At 51.2% G+C, this 23,138-nt stretch carries 21 protein-coding genes; all 21 read left to right on the plus strand.

The annotated features are described in order from the left end of the window. The first annotated feature begins 1 nt into the window (after position 1). The 21 genes from fliQ (at position 2) to CHL76_RS03695 (ending at position 22,988) form a co-directional block, all read left to right on the plus strand. The gene (gene fliQ, locus CHL76_RS03595) at positions 2–271 is read left to right on the plus strand and encodes a flagellar biosynthesis protein FliQ (protein ID WP_022792784.1); all 270 of its coding nucleotides are present in this window, start codon (positions 2–4) and stop codon (positions 269–271) included. Positions 272–278: 7 nt separating this feature from the next. Further along, positions 279–1,061: a flagellar biosynthetic protein FliR gene (gene fliR / locus CHL76_RS03600; RefSeq protein WP_079476179.1), complete on the plus strand. Its 783-nt coding sequence runs from the start codon at positions 279–281 to the stop codon at positions 1,059–1,061. Further along, on the plus strand, positions 1,058–2,140 hold the full coding sequence (gene flhB / locus CHL76_RS03605) for a flagellar biosynthesis protein FlhB (RefSeq protein ID WP_094907878.1): 1,083 nt from the start codon (positions 1,058–1,060) through the stop codon (positions 2,138–2,140). The genes fliR and flhB overlap by 4 nt, the downstream gene beginning before the upstream one ends. Before the next feature lie 15 nt (positions 2,141–2,155). Beyond that, positions 2,156–4,189, plus strand: coding sequence for a flagellar biosynthesis protein FlhA (flhA, locus tag CHL76_RS03610; protein WP_094907879.1), 2,034 nt, complete (start codon positions 2,156–2,158; stop codon positions 4,187–4,189). Next, positions 4,186–5,262 carry a flagellar biosynthesis protein FlhF gene (locus CHL76_RS03615; RefSeq protein WP_094907880.1) on the plus strand — a complete coding sequence of 359 codons (1,077 nt, stop codon included), beginning with the start codon at positions 4,186–4,188 and terminating at the stop codon, positions 5,260–5,262. Before flhA ends, CHL76_RS03615 begins: the two co-directional genes overlap by 4 nt. Continuing rightward, complete coding sequence (locus CHL76_RS03620) at positions 5,252–6,130, plus strand: MinD/ParA family protein (protein ID WP_094907881.1); 879 nt, start codon at positions 5,252–5,254, stop codon at positions 6,128–6,130. Before CHL76_RS03615 ends, CHL76_RS03620 begins: the two co-directional genes overlap by 11 nt. A gap of 16 nt (positions 6,131–6,146) precedes the next feature. Then, entirely contained in the window at positions 6,147–6,776 is a 630-nt protein-coding gene (locus CHL76_RS03625; RefSeq protein WP_094907882.1) for a CheB methylesterase domain-containing protein, read from the plus strand. Further along, positions 6,776–7,402, plus strand: a complete 627-nt coding sequence (locus CHL76_RS03630; protein WP_233133205.1) for a chemotaxis protein CheC — start codon at positions 6,776–6,778, stop codon at positions 7,400–7,402. Before CHL76_RS03625 ends, CHL76_RS03630 begins: the two co-directional genes overlap by 1 nt. Then, positions 7,399–7,902, plus strand: coding sequence for a chemotaxis protein CheD (locus CHL76_RS03635; protein WP_233133206.1), 504 nt, complete (start codon positions 7,399–7,401; stop codon positions 7,900–7,902). The genes CHL76_RS03630 and CHL76_RS03635 overlap by 4 nt, the downstream gene beginning before the upstream one ends. Positions 7,903–7,917: 15 nt before the next feature. Then, the gene (locus CHL76_RS03640) at positions 7,918–8,691 is read left to right on the plus strand and encodes a FliA/WhiG family RNA polymerase sigma factor (RefSeq protein ID WP_094907884.1); all 774 of its coding nucleotides are present in this window, start codon (positions 7,918–7,920) and stop codon (positions 8,689–8,691) included. 15 nt (positions 8,692–8,706) lie between these two features. Then, on the plus strand, positions 8,707–9,087 hold the full coding sequence (locus CHL76_RS03645) for a DUF6115 domain-containing protein (RefSeq protein ID WP_094907885.1): 381 nt from the start codon (positions 8,707–8,709) through the stop codon (positions 9,085–9,087). 155 nt (positions 9,088–9,242) lie between these two features. Next, positions 9,243–10,031: a 30S ribosomal protein S2 gene (gene rpsB / locus CHL76_RS03650; protein WP_094907886.1), complete on the plus strand. Its 789-nt coding sequence runs from the start codon at positions 9,243–9,245 to the stop codon at positions 10,029–10,031. 131 nt (positions 10,032–10,162) lie between these two features. Continuing rightward, positions 10,163–11,044, plus strand: coding sequence for a translation elongation factor Ts (gene tsf / locus CHL76_RS03655; protein ID WP_079476190.1), 882 nt, complete (start codon positions 10,163–10,165; stop codon positions 11,042–11,044). A gap of 122 nt (positions 11,045–11,166) precedes the next feature. Next, positions 11,167–11,901: a UMP kinase gene (gene pyrH / locus CHL76_RS03660; RefSeq protein ID WP_079476191.1), complete on the plus strand. Its 735-nt coding sequence runs from the start codon at positions 11,167–11,169 to the stop codon at positions 11,899–11,901. After that, complete coding sequence (gene frr / locus CHL76_RS03665; protein WP_079476192.1) at positions 11,891–12,445, plus strand: ribosome recycling factor; 555 nt, start codon at positions 11,891–11,893, stop codon at positions 12,443–12,445. Before pyrH ends, frr begins: the two co-directional genes overlap by 11 nt. Positions 12,446–12,672: 227 nt before the next feature. Continuing rightward, positions 12,673–13,434 carry an isoprenyl transferase gene (locus tag CHL76_RS03670; RefSeq protein ID WP_094907908.1) on the plus strand — a complete coding sequence of 254 codons (762 nt, stop codon included), beginning with the start codon at positions 12,673–12,675 and terminating at the stop codon, positions 13,432–13,434. Between the two features lie 21 nt (positions 13,435–13,455). Beyond that, complete coding sequence (locus CHL76_RS03675; RefSeq protein WP_079476193.1) at positions 13,456–14,256, plus strand: phosphatidate cytidylyltransferase; 801 nt, start codon at positions 13,456–13,458, stop codon at positions 14,254–14,256. A gap of 39 nt (positions 14,257–14,295) precedes the next feature. Continuing rightward, complete coding sequence (locus tag CHL76_RS03680; RefSeq protein ID WP_079476194.1) at positions 14,296–15,441, plus strand: 1-deoxy-D-xylulose-5-phosphate reductoisomerase; 1,146 nt, start codon at positions 14,296–14,298, stop codon at positions 15,439–15,441. 60 nt (positions 15,442–15,501) lie between these two features. Next, positions 15,502–16,770: an RIP metalloprotease RseP gene (gene rseP / locus CHL76_RS03685; RefSeq protein WP_094907887.1), complete on the plus strand. Its 1,269-nt coding sequence runs from the start codon at positions 15,502–15,504 to the stop codon at positions 16,768–16,770. A gap of 102 nt (positions 16,771–16,872) precedes the next feature. Beyond that, the gene (locus tag CHL76_RS03690) at positions 16,873–18,585 is read left to right on the plus strand and encodes a proline--tRNA ligase (RefSeq protein WP_079476196.1); all 1,713 of its coding nucleotides are present in this window, start codon (positions 16,873–16,875) and stop codon (positions 18,583–18,585) included. A gap of 74 nt (positions 18,586–18,659) precedes the next feature. Continuing rightward, positions 18,660–22,988, plus strand: coding sequence for a PolC-type DNA polymerase III (locus tag CHL76_RS03695; RefSeq protein WP_079476197.1), 4,329 nt, complete (start codon positions 18,660–18,662; stop codon positions 22,986–22,988). Positions 22,989–23,138: the final 150 nt, after the last annotated feature.

Raw genomic sequence — 23,138 nt, forward strand, 5'->3', positions numbered from 1 at the left:
TATGTCAGCAGAACAGGTAATGCAGATCGCACAACAGGGAATATGGATGGTTTTTTTAATTGCAGGGCCGCTGCTTGTCATTGCGCTCGTTCTCGGCTTTGGTGTTGCCATATTTCAGGCGACCACCCAAATCCAGGAGCAGACGCTCGCGTTTATACCTAAGATTCTTGGCGTGTTGGCCGCCATGCTCGTGCTCGGCCCGTGGATGCTGACGCAGCTGGTGGAGTATACGAGAAATTTATGGTATCACGCCCAGCAGTTTATCGGTTGAATAGACGATGGAAGCAATAATTGAGCAGCTCCCTGCTTTTTCCCTGGTGTTTGTGCGAGTGCTCGCTTTTTTTACGACGATGCCTCTTTTCTCTTATCGGACTATTCCGAATCAATTTAAAGTAGGTTTGGCATTTTTTCTTGCTTTGGCTATTTTTCCGGCACTGGATGCTCCGCTGATGACAGTGGACGGCGAGTATATTCTCCTGCTGTTAAAAGAAGTCATGCTCGGACTTGCGATCGGGCTTATCGCGACGATTATGCTGTATGCTGTCCAGACAGCCGGAATGTTTCTTGACATTTCCTTCGGCTTTTTGGTGGCAAACGTGGTGGATCCACAGACGGGTGCCCAGAGCCCGCTTTTCGGCGGTTACTTTTACGCTTTTGCGCTCTTAATGCTTTTGGCAGTGAACGGCCACCATCTGCTGCTCGACGGCATTTATTACAGCTACAGCTTTGTGCCGATCGACCAGACAGGGCTTGCCTTCGGCGATGAAGCGGTCGTTACGCATGTGGCGGAGGCTTTTAACCAGATGTTTATTCTTGCCTTTCAGCTGGCGTTTCCGCTGGTTGGTTCGCTCTTTCTGGTTGACCTTGCTTTAGGGATCATGGCCAGAGCAGTCCCGCAGATGAATGTGTTCGTCGTCGGACTGCCGCTGAAAATTGCGGCAGGGCTGCCGCTGCTTGTAGTAGCAATTCCCGGGATGTTTTTGGCCATTCAGTACTTATATGAAGACATGTTTCACGTCTCGCGTGGACTGCTTGAACTTTTGGGGGAGGAACAGGAATGAAGTGGACACTCGATCTGCAATTCTTTTCACAGGAAAAAACCGAGGAGGCCACGCCTAAAAAACGCCGGGATACAAGGCAGAAAGGCCAGGTCCCCAAAAGTAACGATGTGAATACAGCAGTCATACTGTTTTTAGTATTTGCTCTCTTTTACATGTACGGAGGCACTATTTTTAATCATTTGCAGGCGTTAATGACGCATACATACATAGAATACATGCAGTGGGAAATTACAACGGCCAGTGTTCCGGCGATGCTGCAGGAAATTACGATCCAATCCGTTATTATTATCCTGCCGGTAATGCTCGTGGCCATGGTGGCAGGCGTGGCGGCCTCGCTTACCCAGGTTGGTTTTTTGTTCACGGGCGAACCGGTCAAAATGAAGCTTGAAAAAATTAACCCGCTCAGCGGTATCAAACGGATATTTTCAGCCCGGGCGCTTGTGGAGCTGGCCAAAGCACTTTTAAAAATCACGCTTGTCGGCGGTGTCGTTTTTACCATTCTCTGGCTCGCGCTCGACCGTCTCCTGTTTTTATCGCAAAAGGATGTTGGCGACGGATTTATGGAAATTGCCCGGCTAACCGGGCTGATGGGGATTATCGGAAGCCTGCTGCTGCTCGTGCTTTCGCTTCCGGACTATATTTATCAGAAGCACGACCACGAAAAGCAGATCCGCATGTCCAAGCACGACGTAAAGCAGGAAATGAAAAACATGGAGGGCGATCCGCTTATCCGCGGCAAACGAAAGCAGAAGCAGCAGGAACTCGCGATGGGACGGATGATGGAAGAAGTGCCGAAAGCAGATGTCGTCATTACGAACCCGACGCATTTTGCGGTCGCGCTCCGCTACGAAGAAGGGGCGATGGGGGCGCCGAAGGTGATTGCTAAGGGAGCCGATCATCTGGCCCGGAGGATTAAGGAAAAAGCAGGTGAACATGCTATCCCGATGGTGGAAAACAAGCCGCTCGCCCGTGCGCTGTATGCCCAGTCCGAGATCGATGATGAAATATCTGAAGATCTATTCAAAGCCGTGGCCGAGGTACTTGCATACGTGTACCGCCTTAAAAGGAAAAACGGGTAGAAAAGGAGTAACGTTATGGGATTTAGAGAATTATCAGTGCTACTCGGCGTTATATTGATCGTCATTATGCTGATCATCCCGCTGCCGACATTTATCTTAGACGTCTTAATTATGGCCAATATTTCGCTGGCGCTTCTGGTGATTCTTGTGGCGATGAACACGAAAGAGCCGCTCGAATTCAGCATTTTTCCTACGCTGCTTTTGCTTGTAACGCTGTTTCGGCTCGGGTTGAACGTTTCGACGACCCGTTCCATTTTAAGCAATGCTGAAGCAGGCAACGTTATTGAAACGTTCGGAAGCTTTGTGGTGCAGGGCAGTGCCTTCGTCGGCCTGGTGGTTTTTGTCATCCTTGTCGTTATTCAGTTTGTCGTTATTGTAAAAGGGGCAGAACGGGTGTCGGAGGTCGGGGCGCGTTTTACCCTCGACGCGATGCCTGGCAAGCAGATGAGCATCGATGCCGACCTGAATGCCGGCGTCATTTCCGAACAGCAGGCAAAAGCGCGCCGGGAGAAAATCGAACGGGAAGCCGATTTTTATGGCTCAATGGACGGGGCAAGTAAGTTTGTGAAGGGTGATGCCATCGCAGGGATTGTGATCGTTATTATCAATGTTATTTTCGGCCTTGTGATCGGCATGACCGAGCACGGAATGGATATCGGAACGGCGGCAAACACCTTTACGCTCCTTACTGTCGGGGACGGACTCGTCAGCCAGATACCAGCTCTTCTAATCTCCACGGCGACTGGTATTGTTGTGACGCGGGCAGCGTCGGAGGGCAACCTCGGCCACGATATTACAAAACAGCTGTTTGCTTTCCCGCCGATGCTGTTTGTTGCTTCAGGGGCCATTTTTCTGCTCGGTGTGTTCACGCCGATCAACTTCTTTTTGACCACCTGTATTGCCGGAGCGATGGCTGCAATTGGATTTACCATCAGGCAGACGGTACTGCAGGAAGCACAGGCGGCGGTCCATGAAACCGAAGAGGCACAGGAGGAGGACCTGCGTTCGCAGGACAGCGTGATGCAGCTGCTCGATGTGGATCCGATTGAATTTGAATTCGGCTACAACCTGATCCCGCTTGCGGATGCAAAGCAGGGAGGCGACCTGCTCGACCGGGTTGTGATGATCCGGCGCCAGCTGGCGCTGGAGCTTGGTATGGTGGTGCCGGTAATACGGATTCGTGACAATATCCAGCTGCAGCCGGGCGAATACGTAGTCCGCATGCGCGGCAGTGAAATCGCCCGGGGCGAGCTTTACATGGATCATTACATGGCGATGGGCACCGGAGCTGAAGAGCCAATTGACGGCATTGAAACCACCGAGCCAGCCTTCGGGCTGCCGGCCCTCTGGATTCCGGAAGAAGAGCGGGAGATTGCCGAGGATGCCGGATACACCGTCGTCGATCCGCCGTCCGTGGTAAGCACGCATTTAACCGAAGTCATTAAAACCCATGCCCACGAGCTGCTCGGCCGTGAAGAAACGAAGCAGCTGATTGAACACCTGAAGGAAACATATCCGACCCTTGTGGAAGAAGTGACACCTTCAACGCTCACAATCGGGGATGTACAGAAGGTACTGGCTAAGCTGCTCCGGGAAGGAGTATCCATCCGGAACATGCCGACCATTTTTGAAGCACTGGCAGAATACGGCACGATGACCAAGGATATGGACATTGTTACTGAGTACGTACGGCAGGCGCTCTCAAGACAGATTTCCAAGCAGTATGCGGACGGGGAAGAGCTGCTGCAGGTCGTTACACTCAGCGGCAGCATTGAAAAGAAAATTGCCGATGCGCTTCAGCAGACCGAAAGCGGAAATTATCTGGCAATGGATCCAAACGAATCCCAGCGGGTGGTCCAGCGCATTGGCGCAGAAGCCGAGCAGCTGATGAATCTCGGGAAAACGCCGGTTATTCTCTGTTCGCCGGCTGTGCGTATGCACGTAAGACAGCTGATTGAGCGATTTTTTCCGCAGATGCCGGTTTTATCTTATAACGAGCTTGAACCTTCCATCGAAGTTCAAAGCGTTGGGGTGGTGAACAATGAATGAGAATAAAAAAAATTACAGCGGATTCAATGCCGGAAGCGGTGGCAAAGGTGCGGCGGGAATTTGGTGATGAAGCAGTTATTCTGCATTCCAAGCCTGTCAAGGTCAGAACATGGTTTGGATTAAAATCTGTAGAAAAGCTTGAAGTTTATGCGGGAATTGATGATGCTCCGCCCCGCAAAAAAGAACGAAAACCCCCGGCAAACATTGTGAAGCCGGACCCACCTGAAGAAATTAAGGCGGCCCAGGGCCCGGGGAAGATGACAGAAAGTCTTCCGTCTTCAGCCCCGGCGCCTTTTCGGGCCGTAGCTTCCGCTTTAAAGGCCCAGGAAGTAAACGGACAGGTGGAAGAAGAGCTGATGAACCGGTTCATGGAAAAATGGTACGCAGAGAAGGGGAGCCGGCAGGAAGCGGCTGTGCTCGAAGACTGCATACGGGAGTGGCTGGAGCATCGGCATCCCGCTGCAGAAGCGGTGCCGTCCCGAATGATTCAGCTGGTCGGCCAGACCGGGGTCGGAAAAACGACGACGCTTGCGAAGCTTGGGGCCCGGGAAATGCTCCAGAGAAAAAAATCCATTGCCTTTTTTACGACAGATACCTTCCGCATGGGAGCGGTCGACCAATTGAATACCTATGCCTCCATCATGGAAGCGCCGGTGCATGTTATCTATGACCAGGCAGATTATATCGAGGCAGTAGCCCAGTCCCGGACACATGATTATGTATTCATTGATTCTGCGGGCAGAAATTTTCTGCATGAACAGACAGTAGAGGAGGCGCAGCGCCTTCTCCCAGCCGGGGAACCGATTAAAACCGTGCTCGTACTGTCACTAACAGCTAAATACAAGGATATGAAAGAAGTCGCTGAAAAATTTCTTCCTTATATATCAAACGAGGTTATTATTACCAAAACGGACGAAACCACATCGTTTGGGGCGCTGCTGAATATTATCGATGAATTTTCGCTCCGGGTGGCGTTTGTCACTACGGGACAGGAAGTGCCGGAAGACATTGAACCAGCAGACAACCGGTGGCTTGCAGCAAAAATAGCAGGGAGGGCGCTCGGTGAAAAATGATCAGGCGGAAAGCCTGCGAGAGCAAATGCAAAAAAGGCGCCGCAGGCAGACGAGAGTGTTGTCGGTAGTGAGTGGAAAAGGGGGCGTGGGTAAATCAAATGTGTCCCTGAACGTGGCTATATCCCTGGCGGAGGCTGGAGCGGAAGTGCTGTTAATTGACATGGATACCGGGATGGCCAACCTCGATATTCTGCTCGGATGTGCGCCGATTCCCCCTTTTCAGGAAATGTTTACGGAAAATAAAAGCATCTTTGAATTAATTCAGTCGGGCCCATCCGGCGTGCAGTGGGTGGCGGGAGGATCGGGCCTTTCCGGTATCTTTCATATGGAGGAGGAGCATAAGCAGCGGTTTTACGAACAGCTTCAGCTGCTCGAAGGCGCATTTGATTTTATTATCTTTGATATGGGGGCAGGGCTGAACGAAAACCATATGCATCTGATTGCCACAACCGAGCGCGGAATCCTGGTAACGACCCCGGAGCCAACGGCGCTGATGGATGGCTACGCAATGATGAAATATATCCGGTCACATAAGAGTGACTTTCCATTTGCCGCTGTTATCAATCGGGTGGAGCAAAAAAAAGACGGCCGAGCGGCAGCGCAGAAATTAACGTCGGTCAGTGAACGGTTCCTCGGGATGCAGCTTATGCTTCTGCCGATGGTTCCAAGTGATCCAAAAGTAAGCAGGGCAGTTATGGAGCAGACCCCGCTTGTAATCGCGTACCCGAACTGTAGCGCTTCACAGAGCATGAAGCAGATCGCAGCCACTCTGTGGGTAAAAAAACGGGAACCAGCAACGGACGGCGCTCCGTTCCGGCAATTTATTACAGGAATGAAGCAGCGGTTATTCGCCTCTGCCCGCATGTAGGACGGAGCCCGAGTATATGAAAAATTACTATTCTAATTTAACAGGACCGTGGGATCTGTTGGTGATCGGCACCTCTACAGGCGGTCCGGCAGCACTGCAAAAACTCTTTCAGTCGATGCCGGAGACAGTAGCACTGCCGATTTTGGTTGTCCAGCATATGCCGTCCGGGTTCACCAGGTCGCTTGCCGGCAGGCTGAACCGGGATTACAGCTGGAATGTCAAAGAAGCCGAAGACGGCGACCTGCTGCAGAAGGGCAGCGCGTATATTGCACCCGGAGGCCGGCAGCTTGAGGTCCGGAGGCACAGGGGCCAGCTGGTAACGGTGGTAAGCGAGAGCAGAACCGGCGACCGGTATCATCCATCAGTAGACGTGCTGCTTGCCTCCCTTGCTGGTGTAGACAGCCTGCGCGTACTCAGCGTTATTTTAACCGGCATGGGAAATGACGGAACAAATGGGTTAAAAGTATTGAAAGTGAGAGCAGTTCTTTATGCTGTTGCTGAATCAGAAGAAACGGCCATTGTATATGGCATGCCCCGGGCAGCGGTCCAGGCAGGCGTAATTGATGAAGTGCTGCCGCTCCACGCGATCGGGGAGCGGATCGGGGAGCTTGTAAATAACACCGCATATGAAAAAGAGGTGAAATGATGGGCACACGTGAGGTAGAGCTCGATATATTAAAAGAAGTCGGAACCATTGGTGGGGGGAATGCGGCAACAGCACTGTCTTCGCTGCTGAAAACACCGGTCCAGATCAGCGTGCCGTTGGTGCAGATGGTCCCATTCCCTGAGCTGCTTGAAGCGGCCGGAGGGGAAGAAAAAGTGGCGGCGGTTACCTTTCTCCGTATCGCGGGTCATATCAGTGGAAGCATTTTTTTTGTCCTGGAGCCCGAAGAAATGCAGACGGTTGGAAGAGCACTTGTAGAAAGCTGGAATATTTCCAGAACGCCCGAAAATGAGCAAGACTTGTTCGCCTCGGCATTATGCGAACTAACCAATATTCTGGCCGGGTCTTATTTATCGGCGCTTTCGGATTTTACCGGGCTTTATATGATGCCGACGGTCCCGTCGTCTGCTGTTGACATGATCGGAGCGCTTTTAAGCGAAGGACTGATCGAAGCAGGCCTAGAAGGAGATGAAGCGATCATGATCGATACCAACATGACAAAAGGGGAGCATCAATCACAGATGGCAGGACGGTTTTTTATGCTTCCGGATGCTCACTCGCTTCCAAAAATTTTTGCCTCGCTTGGAGTGCAGGAGAGCGGGGCATGAAAAACGTGGACGTTAAACCAGCGAAAGTGAAAGTGGCCATGGCGGATATGCAGTGGGGGCAAAACGGCGATATTCTCACCACAAGCGGTCTTGGTTCATGTGTCGGTATTGTAATTTATTCGCTCCGGTGCCAGTGTGCCTGTCTGATCCATGCCATGCTTCCGTCATCTGAGATGGCAAGAGAGGGCCAGCATGTTAACGAAGCAAAGTATGCAGACACGGCTGTGAAAAAGGCATTCACCGGCTTCGAAGAACGCCGGATCCCAATAGATTCCCTGGAAGCGAAGCTAGCCGGGGGAGCAAGAATGTTTCAGTTTCAGACAGATCATCTGAATATCGGAAAACGAAATGTTGAAGCGGCAAAAGAATTGCTTGCCGGGCGGTCGGTATCCCTGACAGCGGAAGAAACAGGCGGACACATTGGCAGAACAATAGAATTCGACGTGGCTACGGGAGCTCTCCGGATCAAGCCGACCGGTGGAGAAACAATAATAATATGAACAGGGGAAGGTTACATGAGTAGATCGACAGCGCATGCTCATCAGGAAATTTGGGAGAAATGGCTGGAAAATTATGACGATGCAGCGGCCGACCAATTAGTCAACATTTACACGCCCCTTGTGCATTATCATGTTCAGCGTATCGCGGCCACGCTTCCGAAAAATGTAAACCGGGAAGATCTTATGAGCCACGGATTAATGGGCCTGTACGATGCAATGAAAAAATTCGACCTGGCCCGGGATTTGAAATTTGATACATACGCCTCCTTCCGGATACGCGGGGCTATTATTGATGGTCTCCGCCAGGAGGACTGGATGCCGCGCTCCCTTCGGGAAAAGACAAAGAAAATTGAAGAGACGGCTGAATGGCTTGAACAAAAAAAGGGGCGTTTCGTCTCCGACCGGGAGATTGGTGAAGAACTGGATATGAAGTCTTCAGAGGTATCGAAAGTGATCGCGGAAAACTATTTTGTGCATATGCTTTCCATGGACGAAGCGACACCGGATGGTGAGCGTGATGAAACGTACCGGGGAGCGATTGTGGATCCTAACGCTCCGTCGCCGGAGGAAATGCTTACCAATCAGGCTTCTCTGCACGAACTGGGTGAAGCGATAGCCCAGCTGCCCGAAAAAGAACAGAAGGTCGTTTCTCTTTTTTACCTGGAGGAAATGACGCTGACGGAAATCGGCCATATTTTGTCCCTGTCTACGTCCCGGATTTCACAGATTCACTCCAAAGCGCTTTTCCGGCTGAGACAGTATTTAAAGCAGACGGAAGAAAGAACGTGAGAAGGGAGAATGGTGATGGCTTTAATATTTAGCCTGCTTGCCCTGATGGCTGCCGGTGTTTTGTGGATAAAGCTTCAGTCGGTGGCAGGAGAGCTGCGGCGGGTAAAGAATGATAAGAAGGAAATCGAACAGCTTTTAATCTACTACACGGATGAGATGAAACGTGACAATGAACGTCTCCGTGCAGAATGGGACGGACCGGAAAGCCCTGTAGAGGAAATGGAAGCGATTGAGGAGGATTCTGCAATGCCGGAGGGTGAAGCGTCCCCGAAGGAATCACTGATGGACCGTGTTATAATGTTGTACAAAGAGGGATGGAAGGAAAAAGATATCGCCAAGAGTCTGTCGATCGGACAGCGGGAGGTGCATCTGTTTTTGCAGATGCAGGAAAAGTAAGCTTTGACATTGCGTCCTGCAGACACGTATGGTATATTACGTGTTGGTGTTAAAAACACACGCAAAAGCTGATTTATGCAGAGGTGCTTTCGATAAAGAAAGTTTTGCATGAATATGACGCTTGCGGTGGAAAAAACCTAAGGAGGAATTATTTTATGGCTGTTATTTCTATGAAACAGTTGCTTGAAGCAGGGGTACACTTCGGTCACCAGACTCGTCGCTGGAACCCTAAAATGAGCCGTTATATTTTCACGGAGCGTAATGGTATTTATATCATTGACCTTCAAAAAACGGTACGTAAAGTCGAAGAAGCGTACAAATACGTGCGCAGCATTGCAGAAGACGGAGGAAAAATCCTTTTCGTCGGAACGAAAAAACAGGCGCAGGACTCTGTGCGTGACGAAGCGATCCGTTCAAACATGTACTATATCAACCAGCGTTGGTTAGGCGGTACGTTAACGAACTTCGCTACGATCCGCAAACGGATCGCCCGCCTGAAAGATCTTGAAAAAATGGAAGAAGACGGTACCTTTGACATTCTTCCGAAAAAAGAAGTTATGCTTTTAAACAAAGAAAAAGACCGTCTCGAAAAAGTCCTTGGCGGCATTAAAGAGATGGACAAGCTTCCGGATGCCCTGTTTATTATTGATCCGCGCAAAGAGCGTATCGCAGTGGCAGAAGCTCACAAACTAAACATTCCGATCATTTCGATCGTTGATACTAACTGTGATCCGGACGAAATCGACAAGCTGATCCCGGGTAACGACGACGCTATCCGTGCCGTTCGCCTTCTTACTGGAAAAATGGCCGATGCGGTTATCGAAGCCACCCAGGGTGCAGAGGAAAAAGCCCGTGAGCAGGCAGCTGCCCAGGAAAAAGAACAAGAAGCATCTGCAGCGGAAGAAGAAGGAAGCACAGAAGAAGAGAGCATTTCAAACCAGTAAGCTCTCTGCATAAATATAACGGGCCCAGGCCTGACGCGAAGGGTGGTAAAAGGGAAAAACCCTTTATCACCCTTTTTCTTGAAAATTAGCGCTCAAGCGTGTATGCATGGAAAATTGAAGGAGGAATTTAAATGGCTGTAACAGCAAGCATGGTTAAAGAACTGCGTGAAAAAACAGGTGCAGGTATGATGGACTGCAAAAAAGCGCTCAACGAAACAGACGGCAACATGGAAGAAGCAATCAACTACCTGCGGGAAAAAGGTATTTCCAAAGCAGCGAAAAAAGCTGACCGTGTAGCGGCAGAAGGTCTTACGTACGCAACGTACGAAGGAAACAAGGCGGTCATTGTGGAAGTGAACGCAGAAACAGACTTCGTAGCAAAAAACGAATCGTTTAAGCAGCTCGTTGCTGACGTTTCTACGTACCTTTTGAAAGAACAGCCGGCGGACGTGGATACAGCACTGGCCGGGGAGATTGAAAGCGGAGTAACGCTTGATCGTTACATTAACGACCAGATTGCACGCATCGGGGAGAAAATTTCCCTGCGCCGTTTTCTGCTTGCAGAGAAAAATGACGGCGACGCTTTCGGTGCTTATCTTCACATGGGCGGACGCATCGGCGTGCTGACTGTTCTTGAAAACACAGAGGACAGTGACCTTGCTAAAGACGTAGCGATGCACGTAGCGGCTATCAGCCCGAAATACGTTTCCCGTGAAGATGTGCCGAAGGAAGAAGCAGACAGTGAACGTGAACTGCTGAAGCAGCAGGCACTGAATGAAGGCAAACCGGAAAACATCGTTGAAAAAATGGTTGAAGGCCGTATCGGCAAGTATTTTGAACAAATCTGCCTGCTCGACCAGGAATTTGTAAAGGATACCGACCAAAAAGTAGGCGACTACCTGAAAAGCAAAGGTGCTTCCGTGCGCACATTTGTCCGTTACGAAGTAGGCGAAGGCATGGAAAAGCGCGACGAAAACTTTGCAGACGAAGTAATGAACCAAGTAAAGAAATAAATTGGCAGTATGGAGAGTCCATATCGAATCCTCTGGGGTCCGTAGGCTCTCCTTTTTTCTAAAAGTAATATCAGGGCAGAGGCTTAAGGGCTTCTGCGATACATAATATAAAGGCGGGGTTCATGACGATGGAGAAATACAATCGCGTTGTGTTGAAGTTGAGCGGAGAGGCATTGGCAGGGCAGCAGGGCTACGGTATTGATCCGGAAGTCATTCAATCTATTGCTTCTCAAATCCGCGAAATAGTAGAATTGGGAACAGAAGTAGTGATTGTCGTCGGCGGAGGAAACATATGGAGAGGCATGGCCGGAAGCTCGAAAGGGATGGACCGGGCCACGGCAGACTATATGGGCATGCTCGCCACAGTCATGAATTCGCTTGCGCTGCAGGACAGCCTCGAAGATATTGAAATCCCTACGAGAGTGCAGACGTCCATTGAAATGAGACAGGTAGCCGAGCCGTACATCCGCCGGAAAGCCATCCGTCATTTAGAAAAAAAGCGGGTAGTAATTTTTGCGGCTGGAACCGGGAACCCGTACTTCTCTACAGATACGACAGCGGCACTGCGGGCAGCTGAAGTAGAGGCTGACATCATTTTGATGGCTAAAAACAAAGTGGACGGGGTATATGACTCAGACCCGTCTGCCAATGCGGATGCTAAAAAGTATCAGTCACTCACGTATCTGGACATTTTAAATCATGACCTGAAAGTGATGGACTCTACGGCTTCAACGCTCTGTATGGACAACAACATCCCACTGCTCGTATTTTCGATTATGGAAGAAGGAAACATCAAAAAAGCAGTAATGGGCGAAGACATTGGAACAATAATAAGGAGGAACAACGATGGCTCATGACATGAAAGCAACAGAGGATAAGATGAAAAAATCAGTGGATTCTTTAAGCCGGGAGCTTGCAACACTGCGGACAGGAAGGGCAAACGCCTCCATGCTCGACCGGGTAGTTGTCGACTACTACGGCGCCGAGGTGCCGCTTCAACAGCTCGCAACGATCACCGTGCCGGAAGGGCGCCTGCTTGTTGTAACCCCTTTTGACAAAAGCTCCATCAAGGACGTGGAAAAAGGCATTCAAAAAGCAGAGCTTGGCCTGAATCCGAGCAACGACGGCGAAGTAGTCCGGATTCCGATCCCGGCGATGACGGAAGACCGCCGGAAGGAAATGAGCAAGCTGATTAACAAATACGCGGAGGAAGCACGGGTAGCTATCCGCAACATCCGCCGTGATGCCAATGATACGTTGAAAAAAGATGAAAAGAGCAATGAAATCACCGAGGATGATTTAAAGCGTGAGCAGGAGCAGGTGCAAAAAGCGACTGACAAATATATCCGCCAGGTGGATCAGGCAGCAGAACAAAAAGAAAAAGAAGTTATGGAAGTTTGATGCAAATCGAGTTACAATAGGAACAGACTGGAACCCTCTGCATTCAAGAGGGTTTTTTTGTAAGAACAAAACCGGCACGAAGAATACGCGCTGCCGGAGGGGAAAAATAAACAGAAATACTGCTTTCCGTTCTTCAACAATGCTGAGGCAGGAACGGTTTTTATATGGAAATAATTTGACGCGTGCCATATAAATTAGACAAAGGGGAAAAGGCTGGTGCCCTCGATATGAACGATCGACTATTTAATCAATTAAATCCGTGGGCGGAGGCAAACGCCACGGCAGTGAAGGTGAATACGCCTGCCCATGTGGCTATTATTATGGATGGCAACGGCCGCTGGGCAAAAAAAAGAGGCCTGCCCCGTGTAGCCGGCCACCGCGAAGGTATGAAAGCGATCACGAAAGTAGTGGAAAAAGCGCACGAACTCGGTGTGAAATACTTAACTCTTTATGCTTTTTCCACTGAAAACTGGAAACGCCCGAAATCAGAAGTGAATTTTCTCATGCAGCTCCCAGAGCGATTTCTGGCTAAAGAGCTGCCAAAGTTGATGAAAAACAATGTACAAGTACGGATGATGGGCGATGCGGACAAGCTGCCGGGCCATACGCTGCAGGCCGTGCAGGAGGCTGTGGACGCAACAGCTGAAAATACCGGCATCGTCTTAAACTTTGCCCTTAACTATGGAGGGCGGCACGAACTCGTGCACGTCGTACAGGAGCTTGCAAAAGACGTGGAAGAGGGGCGGATGAAGGCAGAGGCCATCAATGAAGAACTCATCACCAATCGGTTGTATACAAACCAGCTCCCGGACCCTGATCTGCTTATTCGCACGAGCGGTGAAATCCGGCTCAGCAATTTCATGCTGTGGCAGTTGGCTTATGCGGAATTTTGGTTTACCGAAACGCTCTGGCCGGACTTTAATGAAGAAGGCTTAGCGGAAGCTGTCATAGAATATCAGCAGAGAAAACGCAGGTACGGGGGCGTTTAACGACTGAAGGGGAGGTCTTTTATGGGATTGCGGGCGATTACGGGTCTTATCGGAGCAGTACTCGTCTTGGCGATTGTATTTGTGGGCCGCGAATGGTTTACTCTTTTGATCGCTTTGCTTGCTTCTGTCGCCATGTTTGAAATAATGCGCATGAAACGAATCCCGCTGGTATCCTTCCGGGGTTTAATCAGTATGGGCTTTATGTGGATACTGCTCGTGCCGACAGAATGGCTCGACTATCCATTTTTGCAGCACATAACGAAAACAGAGATTTTTTTAACAATGATTCTGGGCCTGCTTGCATTAACAGTAGTAACCAAAAATTCCTTCACCTTCGATGAAGCAGGGTTTGTTATTTTGTCCTCTGTGTACATAGGGTATGGGTTTCACAGTTTAATCATGATCCGCCAGCTCCCGGATATCGGCCTTGCCGTTGTGATTTTGATTTTGTTTTTAATCTGGGCCACCGATTCCGGGGCATATTTCATCGGGAAAAATTTTGGGCGCCACCGGCCGTGGCCGGAGATCAGCCCCAAAAAAACCATCGAAGGGTTTGTCGGGGGGCTCGTGGCGGCATTTGTCGTCGGCTTTATCTTTGAAGCCGTGTATCCGGTGTTTCATTCCTATCTGATCATGAGTGCTTTTATCGTAGTAACATCTATCTTTGGCCAGCTCGGGGACCTGGTGGAATCGGCGTTAAAACGTCATTACGCTGTGAAGGATTCCGGCAACATTCTGCCTGGCCACGGAGGTATACTAGACCGGTTTGACAGCTTGATTTTCGTGATGCCCCTGCTTCATTTTTTCTATTTTTTTGGTTAATACAAAAACGCAGGTTGCCAACCTAAAGGAGTCTTCGTCATGAAACGAATAGCATTGCTTGGATCTACTGGATCTATCGGTACACAGACGCTTGACGTTATTCGTCTGCACCCGGAGCGCTTTCGGATAACAGCGCTTGCTGCCGGCAGAAATGTTGATCTCGTACGAAAGCAGATTGAAGAATTTTCTCCGGAGATTGTATCCGTCCACACAAAAGAAGATGCCCGAACGCTTCAGGCGGAATACGGCGGACGTATACGCATCGTATGGGGCCATGAAGGCCTGATCGAGATTGCAGGAAGCTCCTGTGACTTTTTGATGAACGCGGTCAGCGGAAGCATGGGGCTTGAGCCGACCTTGCGGGCCATCGAAAACCGGGTGGATATTGGGATCGCCAATAAAGAAACGCTCGTCACCGCCGGGCATCTTGTGATGGAAAAGGCAAAGGAGCACGGCGTGCGCCTGCTGCCGGTCGACAGCGAGCATTCGGCGATCGCCCAGTGTTTGGAAGGAAATAGCTTGAAGGAAGTGAGCCGCCTGATTCTCACGGCCTCGGGAGGGAGCTTCCGTGACTACTCACGATCCGATCTCGACGGGGTCTCCGTGGAAGACGCCTTAAATCATCCAAACTGGAGCATGGGGGCCAAAATCACGATCGATTCGGCTACGATGATGAACAAAGGCTTTGAAGTAATCGAAGCGCACTGGCTGTTTGGTATTCCATACGAGCGTATCGACGTGCTGCTTCATAAAGAAAGCATCATTCACTCGCTCGTGGAGTACCAGGATACAAGCGTCATTGCCCAGCTCGGGCTGCCGGACATGCGTGTGCCGATCCAGTACGCAATGACTTATCCGGAGCGCCTTGACTATCCGGCTAAAGAATCGCTGAATCTTTGGGAAATAGGTGCCCTGCATTTTCAGCCGCCGGATTTTGAACGCTACCGCAGCCTGCGTCTTGCCTATGATGCCGGCAGAGCCGGCGGATCCATGGGGGCCGTGCTAAACGCTGCCAATGAGCAGGCTGTCGCTATGTTTTTAGATGGGAAATGCGCTTTTCTTGAAATTGAAACCGCGGTGGAAGAGGCGCTATCCCGTCACCAGCGCATCGAGCATCCGGATCTTGACACGATTTTACGCGCAGACCGGGAAACTAGAGAACATGTGCAGACGCTTATAACGTGACGTTCTTTCACAAACACTCTATAATGAAAAGAAAGAGCAAAAGAAGAAGGTGAATAAGCTTTGGATACGCTGATAGCGGTAATTATCATGTTCGGCTTATTGGTGGCCATTCACGAATGGGGCCATCTGTATTTTGCCAAAAAAGTCGGCATTTTATGCCGGGAGTTTGCGATCGGCTTCGGGCCCAAAATATTTTCGACGAAGCGCAATGAAACGGTCTACACGATCCGGCTGCTCCCGCTTGGCGGCTATGTACGGATGGCCGGGGACGATCCCGACCCGGTCAACATCAAACCGGGCTATGAAATCGGCCTGACTTTTAACGATGCCGGAAAAGTCAAAGAAATCATCGTCAATAATAAATCTAAGCATCCGGAAGCAAAAGTTGTATCTGTGGAATCAATTGATATGGAGCGCGAGCTTTATATTGAAGCTGTGGAGGATGAGGAAGACTCCGGGCTGAAGCGGTATGAGATCGACCGCACATGCGACCTGATTGTGGACGAAAAGCGAGAACAGATTGCACCGTGGGACCGCCAGTTCGGCTCCAAGCGTCCGTGGAAAAAAGCGGTAGCGATCTTTGCCGGCCCGTTTATGAACTTTGTGCTGGCTTTCGTGCTGTTTGGTATTTACGCTCTAGCGCACGGTGTCCCGCAGGATACTCCGGTGATTGGAGGTATTGCAGACGGTTCGCCGCTGAGCGAATCCGCGTTTGAAGAAGGCGATGTAATCACTTCCGTAGACGGCGAGTCCGTAAATTCCTGGGATGAAATGACCGGTGTGGTTCAGGAGCGTCCGGGAGAAGAAGTGACAGTCACCGCTGAACGCGGCGGAGAAACAATCGAAGATACGGTTACTATCGACGGTGTTCCGGTGCAGGAGGGATCAAGCGAAGAATTCGGCCAGATCGGTGTTTATGCCGAGCTAGAACGATCCTTTACGGGCGCATTGGAATATGGAGGCACCCAGCTGTATGAAGTTTCCACGCTGATTTTCCAGACGCTCGGCACGATTGTGACCGGGGAGTTCTCCCTCGATGACCTGGCAGGCCCGGTAGGAATCTATGACGCCACGGACCAGGTGATTGCAACCGGACTTCTCACGCTTATTGCGTGGTCCGCCATGATCAGCGTCAACCTCGGAATCGTCAATCTCCTGCCGCTGCCGGCGCTTGACGGAGGACGGCTTTTGTTCATTATTGCCGAAGCGATCCGCGGTAAGCCGATCGAGCCGCAGAAGGAAGGCGTCATCCACCTGCTCGGTTTTGCGCTGCTGCTGCTGCTTATGATCGCAGTCACATGGAACGATATTAATCGCTTATTCACGTAATAAAAAAACGGTGACGGAGCCAAGGCCCCGTCACCGTTCTTATGTTAAAATAACCAAAGAGCTTACAGACGCAGATGTATAAGAGAAAGAGGATGATATAGTATGCGACAACAATTTTTATTCAGTCCCACCCTCCGTGATGTGCCGCAGGGAGCGGACATTGCAAGCCACCAGCTGATGCTTCGTGCCGGCCTGATCCGTCAGAGCGCAGCCGGGGTATATTCCTACCTTCCGCTTGGCCATAAGGTGTTGCGCAAGATCGAAAGCATCGTCCGCGAGGAAATGGATGCGGCAAGCGGGCAGGAAGTACTGCTTCCTGCCATGCAGCCGGCAGAGGTATGGCAGGCCTCGGGCCGCTATGACAATTACGGGCCGGCGCTGATGCGCTTTAAAGACCGCCACCAGCGGGATTTTGTTCTCGGTCCCACGCATGAAGAAAACATTGCCGCCCTTGTAAAAGATGAAATGAATACATACAAACGTATGCCTGCGATTTTGTACCAGATCCAGACCAAATACCGCGACGAAGCGCGCCCGCGCTTCGGAGTGCTTCGTGCCCGCGAATTTATTATGAAGGACGCGTATTCGTTTGATACCTCCTACGAAGCGCAGAACGAAAGCTACTGGGCCATGTATCGCGCCTACGAGCGGATTTTTACCCGGCTGGGACTGAATTACCGGGCCGTCCAGGCCGATGCCGGAGCGATGGGTGGTCAGGGCGAGACCCACGAATTCACTGTGCTTTCCGACGTTGGGGAAGACACCATCGTGTATTCTGACGAGAGCGATTTTGCGGCTAATATTGAAATAGCTGCCATCCCGGACACCGTGTCAAAGCCGGAGCCGGTCGCTGAAGAAATGACCATGGTTGATACACCGAAGGAACGAACTATCGAAGAAGTGGCTGCAAAACTTGGCATCAGGCATGAGCAGTGCCTGAAAACGGTGGCGTTTGATGCAGACGGCCGCCTGGTAGCCGTGCTTATGCGCGGTGATCATGACGTCAACGAAGTGAAGGTCGCAAACGCCCTGGGAGCTGAAGTGCTTGAGCCGGCATCCGCCGGGCAAATTGAAGAAGCGTTCGGGGCAGAACCCGGGTTTATCGGTCCTGCCGGCCTTTCCGGAGACGTGGAGGTGCTTGCTGATTACGCGGTCCGCGGCATGGCAGGCGCGGTATGCGGAGCTAACGAAAACGGGAGGCACTACCAGAATGCGGTGCCGGAAAAAGACTTTCCGGTAGGAGAGTACGCTGATCTGCGTTTCATCCAGGAAGGCGAGCCATCCCCGGACGGCCGGGGGACTGTCCGTTTCGCCAAAGGTATAGAGGTCGGGCACGTCTTCAAGCTTGGCACGAAGTATAGCGAAGCCCTCGGAGCCACATTTTTGGATGAAAACGGAAAAGCCCGCCCGATCATTATGGGCAGCTACGGCGTCGGTGTGAGCCGGACGATTGCTGCTGTCATTGAGCAGAATCATGACGAGAGCGGCATCTGCTGGCCGAAAGCAGCTGCCCCGTTTGACCTGCATCTGCTTGTGATCAATCCGAAGCAGGAGGACCAGCAGCAGCTCGGGGAAGAGCTGTATGACAGCCTTCAGAAAAGCGGCTGGTCCGTACTGCTCGATGACCGGAGGGAGCGGCCGGGAGTGAAGTTTAAGGATGCTGATCTTTACGGCCTTCCGGTCCGTATTGCTTCCGGTAAAAAAGCAGGAGAGCAGATTGTGGAAGTAAAAGCCCGAACTGCCGAAGAAAACGTGGAAGTCGCTGTCAGCGACCTGCCGCAGTATTTAGAGAAGCTGTGGGCTGAAATCCATTAACCCTTTCTGGATGCTCCAGGAGGGGTTTCCCTCTTCCCTGTGCCTGCCGAAGATGAATTTTTTTGATAAAATAGATGATAAAAGAACGAAAAAGTGAGGCGAGAAACGTGCAGACCGACCGTCACATCCAGCAGGAACGTTTTGAGTTGCTACTTGAGCAGATTGGCATGCCGGAAGAAGAAACCAACCGTTATTTTACCGAAGGCCGCCTCGAAAAGCTTGTTATTCATAAAGAACAGAAGCAGTGGCATTTCCATCTGACGCTTGCAGCACCGCTTCCGTTCACGGTGTACGCACTGCTGAAGGAGAAGCTGCAGTCCGCGTTTGAAAGCATCGCAGCTGTTGATTTCACGCTTCATTACGAGGAAGGCACAACCGTGCCTGTGGACGCCGTCCCTGATTACTGGCCGCTTATAATGCAGAAGCTCGAACAGTATGATCCTCATCTGCGAATGAGGCTGAACGGGGGAGCGCCGTTTTTGCGGGAAGGCGAGCTGATTTTCCCGTGCAAAAGCGACATCGAAATGAATTCGCTCGGGCCGAAGCTGCAGCAGGCGATGAATGATGTCCTGCCGCTGTTCGGCCTGCCGGCTGCCGCGTTCACCATGGAAGCCAAAACGAGCGATGAAGAAAAGGAACAGTTTGAAGAAAAGAAAAAGCAAGAAGAGCATTCGAAAGTAATAGAAGCAATGATGGAACGAAAGAAAAAAGAATCCGAAGCCGACTCCAAGCGAGCCTCCCAGTCGATTCAGATCGGCTACCCGATCAAAGACGAAGCAGTGCCGCTGAAGGATATCCGCGAGGAAGAACGCCGCGTGACCGTAGAGGGCTACATTTTCGAAGCAGAAACGAAGGAGCTCCGCAGCGGGCGGACGCTGTTAACGTTTAAAATTACCGACTACACAGATTCGATAATGATCAAAATGTTTTCCAAGGATAAAGAACAGGTGCCGCTGCTCGAAGCCGTGCAAAAGGGCATCTGGGTAAAGGCCCGTGGCGGCGTGCAGGACGATACATTCGTCCGTGACCTGGTGATGATCGCAAACGATGTCATCCAGGTGCAGGGAGCGTCCAAAACCGATGATGCCGAAGAAAAGCGTGTCGAGCTGCACGCCCACACGAACATGAGCCAGATGGATGCGACCGTTTCTGCCGGGGAATACGTGGCCCGGGCAGCCGAATGGGGGCACCCGGCGGTCGCAATTACGGACCACGGTGTCGTGCAGTCGTTTCCGGAAGCATACAATGCCGGCAAAAAGCACGATATTAAAGTGCTGTACGGCATGGAGGCGAACCTTGTGGATGACGGCGTTCCGATCGCTTACAACGAGGCGGATGTGGATCTTGAAACAGGGACCTATGTCGTTTTTGACGTGGAAACAACCGGTCTGTCGGTCGTGTACGATTCCATCATCGAACTCGCAGCGGTTAAAGTAAAAGACGGCGAGATTATCGACCGGTTTGAACGCTTTTCAAATCCGCATGAAAAACTGACCGATACCATTATTAACCTCACCGGCATCACAGACGATATGCTCGTCGACGCCCCGGAGATCGAGCCGGTACTGGAAGACTTCCACGCCTTTTCCAAGGACTCGGTGCTTGTTGCCCATAACGCAAGCTTTGATATGGGATTTCTCCGGGAGGGATACAAAAAAATTGGTAAAACGGCAGATATGCCGGTGATTGATACGCTCGAATTCGGCCGCTTTTTGTATCCGAATTTAAAAAACCACCGGCTGAATACGCTTTGTAAAACGTTTGATATTGAACTCGTAAGCCATCACCGGGCGATTTACGATGCGGAAGCAACCGGTTATCTGCTTTGGAAAATGGTAAAGGATGCGCTCGCCCAGGACATTACCAACCATAAACAGCTCAATGATAACATGGGCCAGTCCGGCTTTCACCGCCTGCGTCCGTCGCACTGCACTCTGATCGCCCAGACGCAGGAAGGGCTGAAGAATCTGTATCACCTCGTTACGCTGTCGCATCTGGAGTATTTTTTCCGGACGCCCCGGATCCCGCGTTCGAAGCTGCAGAAGTACCGCGAAGGCATACTCGTCGGCTCGGCGTGTGACAAAGGCGAAGTGTTTGAAACGATGATGCAGAAGTCGGAGGACGAAGCGAAAAAAGCCGCTGAATTTTACGATTATCTCGAGGTACAGCCGCCGGAAAACTATGCGCATCTCGTGGAAAAGGAGCTTCTGAAAAGCTACGATGACGTTAGGGATGTGATTCAGAAAATTATCCGCACCGGGGATGAACTGAATCTTCCGGTCGTTGCCACCGGCAACGCCCACTATATGGATGAGCACGACTACAGCTACCGGCAGATCCTGATTGCATCGCAGGGCGGGGCGAACCCGCTGAACAACCAGACACTTCCGCAGGTGCACTTCCGTACGACCGGGGAAATGCTTTCCTGCTTTGATTTTCTCGATGACCGCACGGCAGAAAGGATTGTGGTAGAAAACACACGGGCGATCGCTGACCAGGTGGAGACGATTCATCCGGTGCCAAGCGACCTGTATACACCAAACATCGAAGGCTCGGACAAGGAAATACGCGAAATGTGCTACCGCCGGGCGGAAAGCATCTACGGCTCGCCAATACCGGAGCTTGTGAAAACCAGGCTCGATAAAGAGCTCGACAGTATTATCGGTAACGGCTTTGACGTTATCTACCTGATTTCGCAGAAGCTCGTAAAAAAATCCCTCGAAGACGGCTATCTGGTCGGCTCCCGGGGCTCGGTCGGTTCGTCGTTTGTTGCCACGATGACAGAAATTACCGAAGTGAACCCGCTGCCCCCGCATTATGTTTGTCCGGAATGCAAGCAATCGACGTTTTTTGATGACGGCTCGGTCGGCTCCGGCTTTGACCTGCCGGACAAGCAATGTGACAGCTGCGGCGTGGATATGATTAAAGACGGGCATGACATCCCGTTTGAAACCTTCCTCGGGTTTAAAGGTGATAAAGTTCCCGATATTGATTTGAACTTCTCCGGTGACTACCAGCCGCGGGCCCATAATTACACGAAAGAACTATTCGGCGAGGAGAAAGTCTACCGGGCAGGTACAATCGGAACCGTGGCGGACAAAACAGCGTACGGGTTCGTGAAAGGCTATCAGAGCGACCACGAGCTGCATCTGCGCGGAGCGGAAATCGACCGGCTGGTCAGTGGATGTACGGGCGTCAAACGGACGACCGGCCAGCACCCGGGCGGGATTATCGTCGTCCCGGATGAGTATGACATCCACGACTTCTGTCCAATCCAGTTTCCGGCGGACGACAAAACGTCGGAATGGAAAACGACGCACTTTGACTTTCATTCCATTCACGACAACCTGCTGAAGCTTGATATACTCGGCCACGATGATCCGACAGTTATACGCATGCTGCAGGATTTAAGCGGCATTGACCCACAGACCATTCCGACCGACGATGCGGAAGTGATGAAAATCTTCGGCGGTCCGGAAGTACTCGGCGTCACGCCGGAGCAGATTAATTGTAAAACAGGCACGTACGGCATACCGGAGTTTGGCACCCGTTTTGTGCGGCAGATGCTTGAAGACACGAAGCCGTCGACGTTTTCCGAGCTGGTTCAGATTTCGGGTCTGTCGCACGGCGCGGACGTATGGGTCGGCAACGCCCAGGAACTGATCCAGAACGGCACGTGTGAGCTGAAGGACGTGATCGGCTGCCGGGACGACATTATGGTGTATTTGATTTATAAAGGCATCGAACACTCGCTCGCCTTTAAAATTATGGAATTTGTCCGTAAAGGACGCGGCCTTGACCCGGAATGGATCGAAGAAATGAAAAATCACGGCGTGCCGGAGTGGTACATTCAGTCCTGCCTGAAGATCAAGTACATGTTCCCGAAAGCGCACGCCACCGCCTATGTGCTGATGGCGGTCCGGATCGCCTACTTTAAAGTGCACCACCCGATACTGTTCTATGCAGCGTATTTTACGGTGCGGGCGGACGACTTTGATCTGCCGACCATGATTAACGGAAGCACCTCCATCCGCGCGAAGCTTGATGAAATTCAGGCTAAGGGCTTTGACGCCTCGCCAAAGGAAAAAAGCCTGGTGACGGTGCTCGAGCTCGCGCTTGAAATGACCGAGCGGGGCTATCGTTTCCAAAAGGTGGATCTGTACCGTTCGGAGGCGAGCGAATTTGTCGTCGACGGCGACCAGTTGATCCCGCCGTTTAACGCTTTGGAAGGAGTGGGCACCAACGCCGCGGTTAATATTGTGAAAGCCCGCGCTGACGGTGAATTCTTGTCCAAGGAAGATCTGCAGCAGCGCAGCAAGGCAACCAAAACGGTGATCGAGCATCTTGATCTGCACGGATGCCTCGGCGGGCTGCCCGACACGAACCAACTTTCCTTGTTCTAAACAGCGGGGAGACTTGCGGAATTGCGCGAAACGTGCTATGATAATGGGCAGTGAGAGGTATATCGAGACGGCGAAAGAGTGGGTAAACACCCACTCTTTCATTTATGGTTGAAGCTTTCTGCATAAAATAAACTATATACTATCATTGGA

This window comes from Marinococcus halophilus, from assembly GCF_002265875.1.
Lineage (GTDB): Bacteria > Bacillota > Bacilli > Bacillales > Marinococcaceae > Marinococcus > Marinococcus halophilus.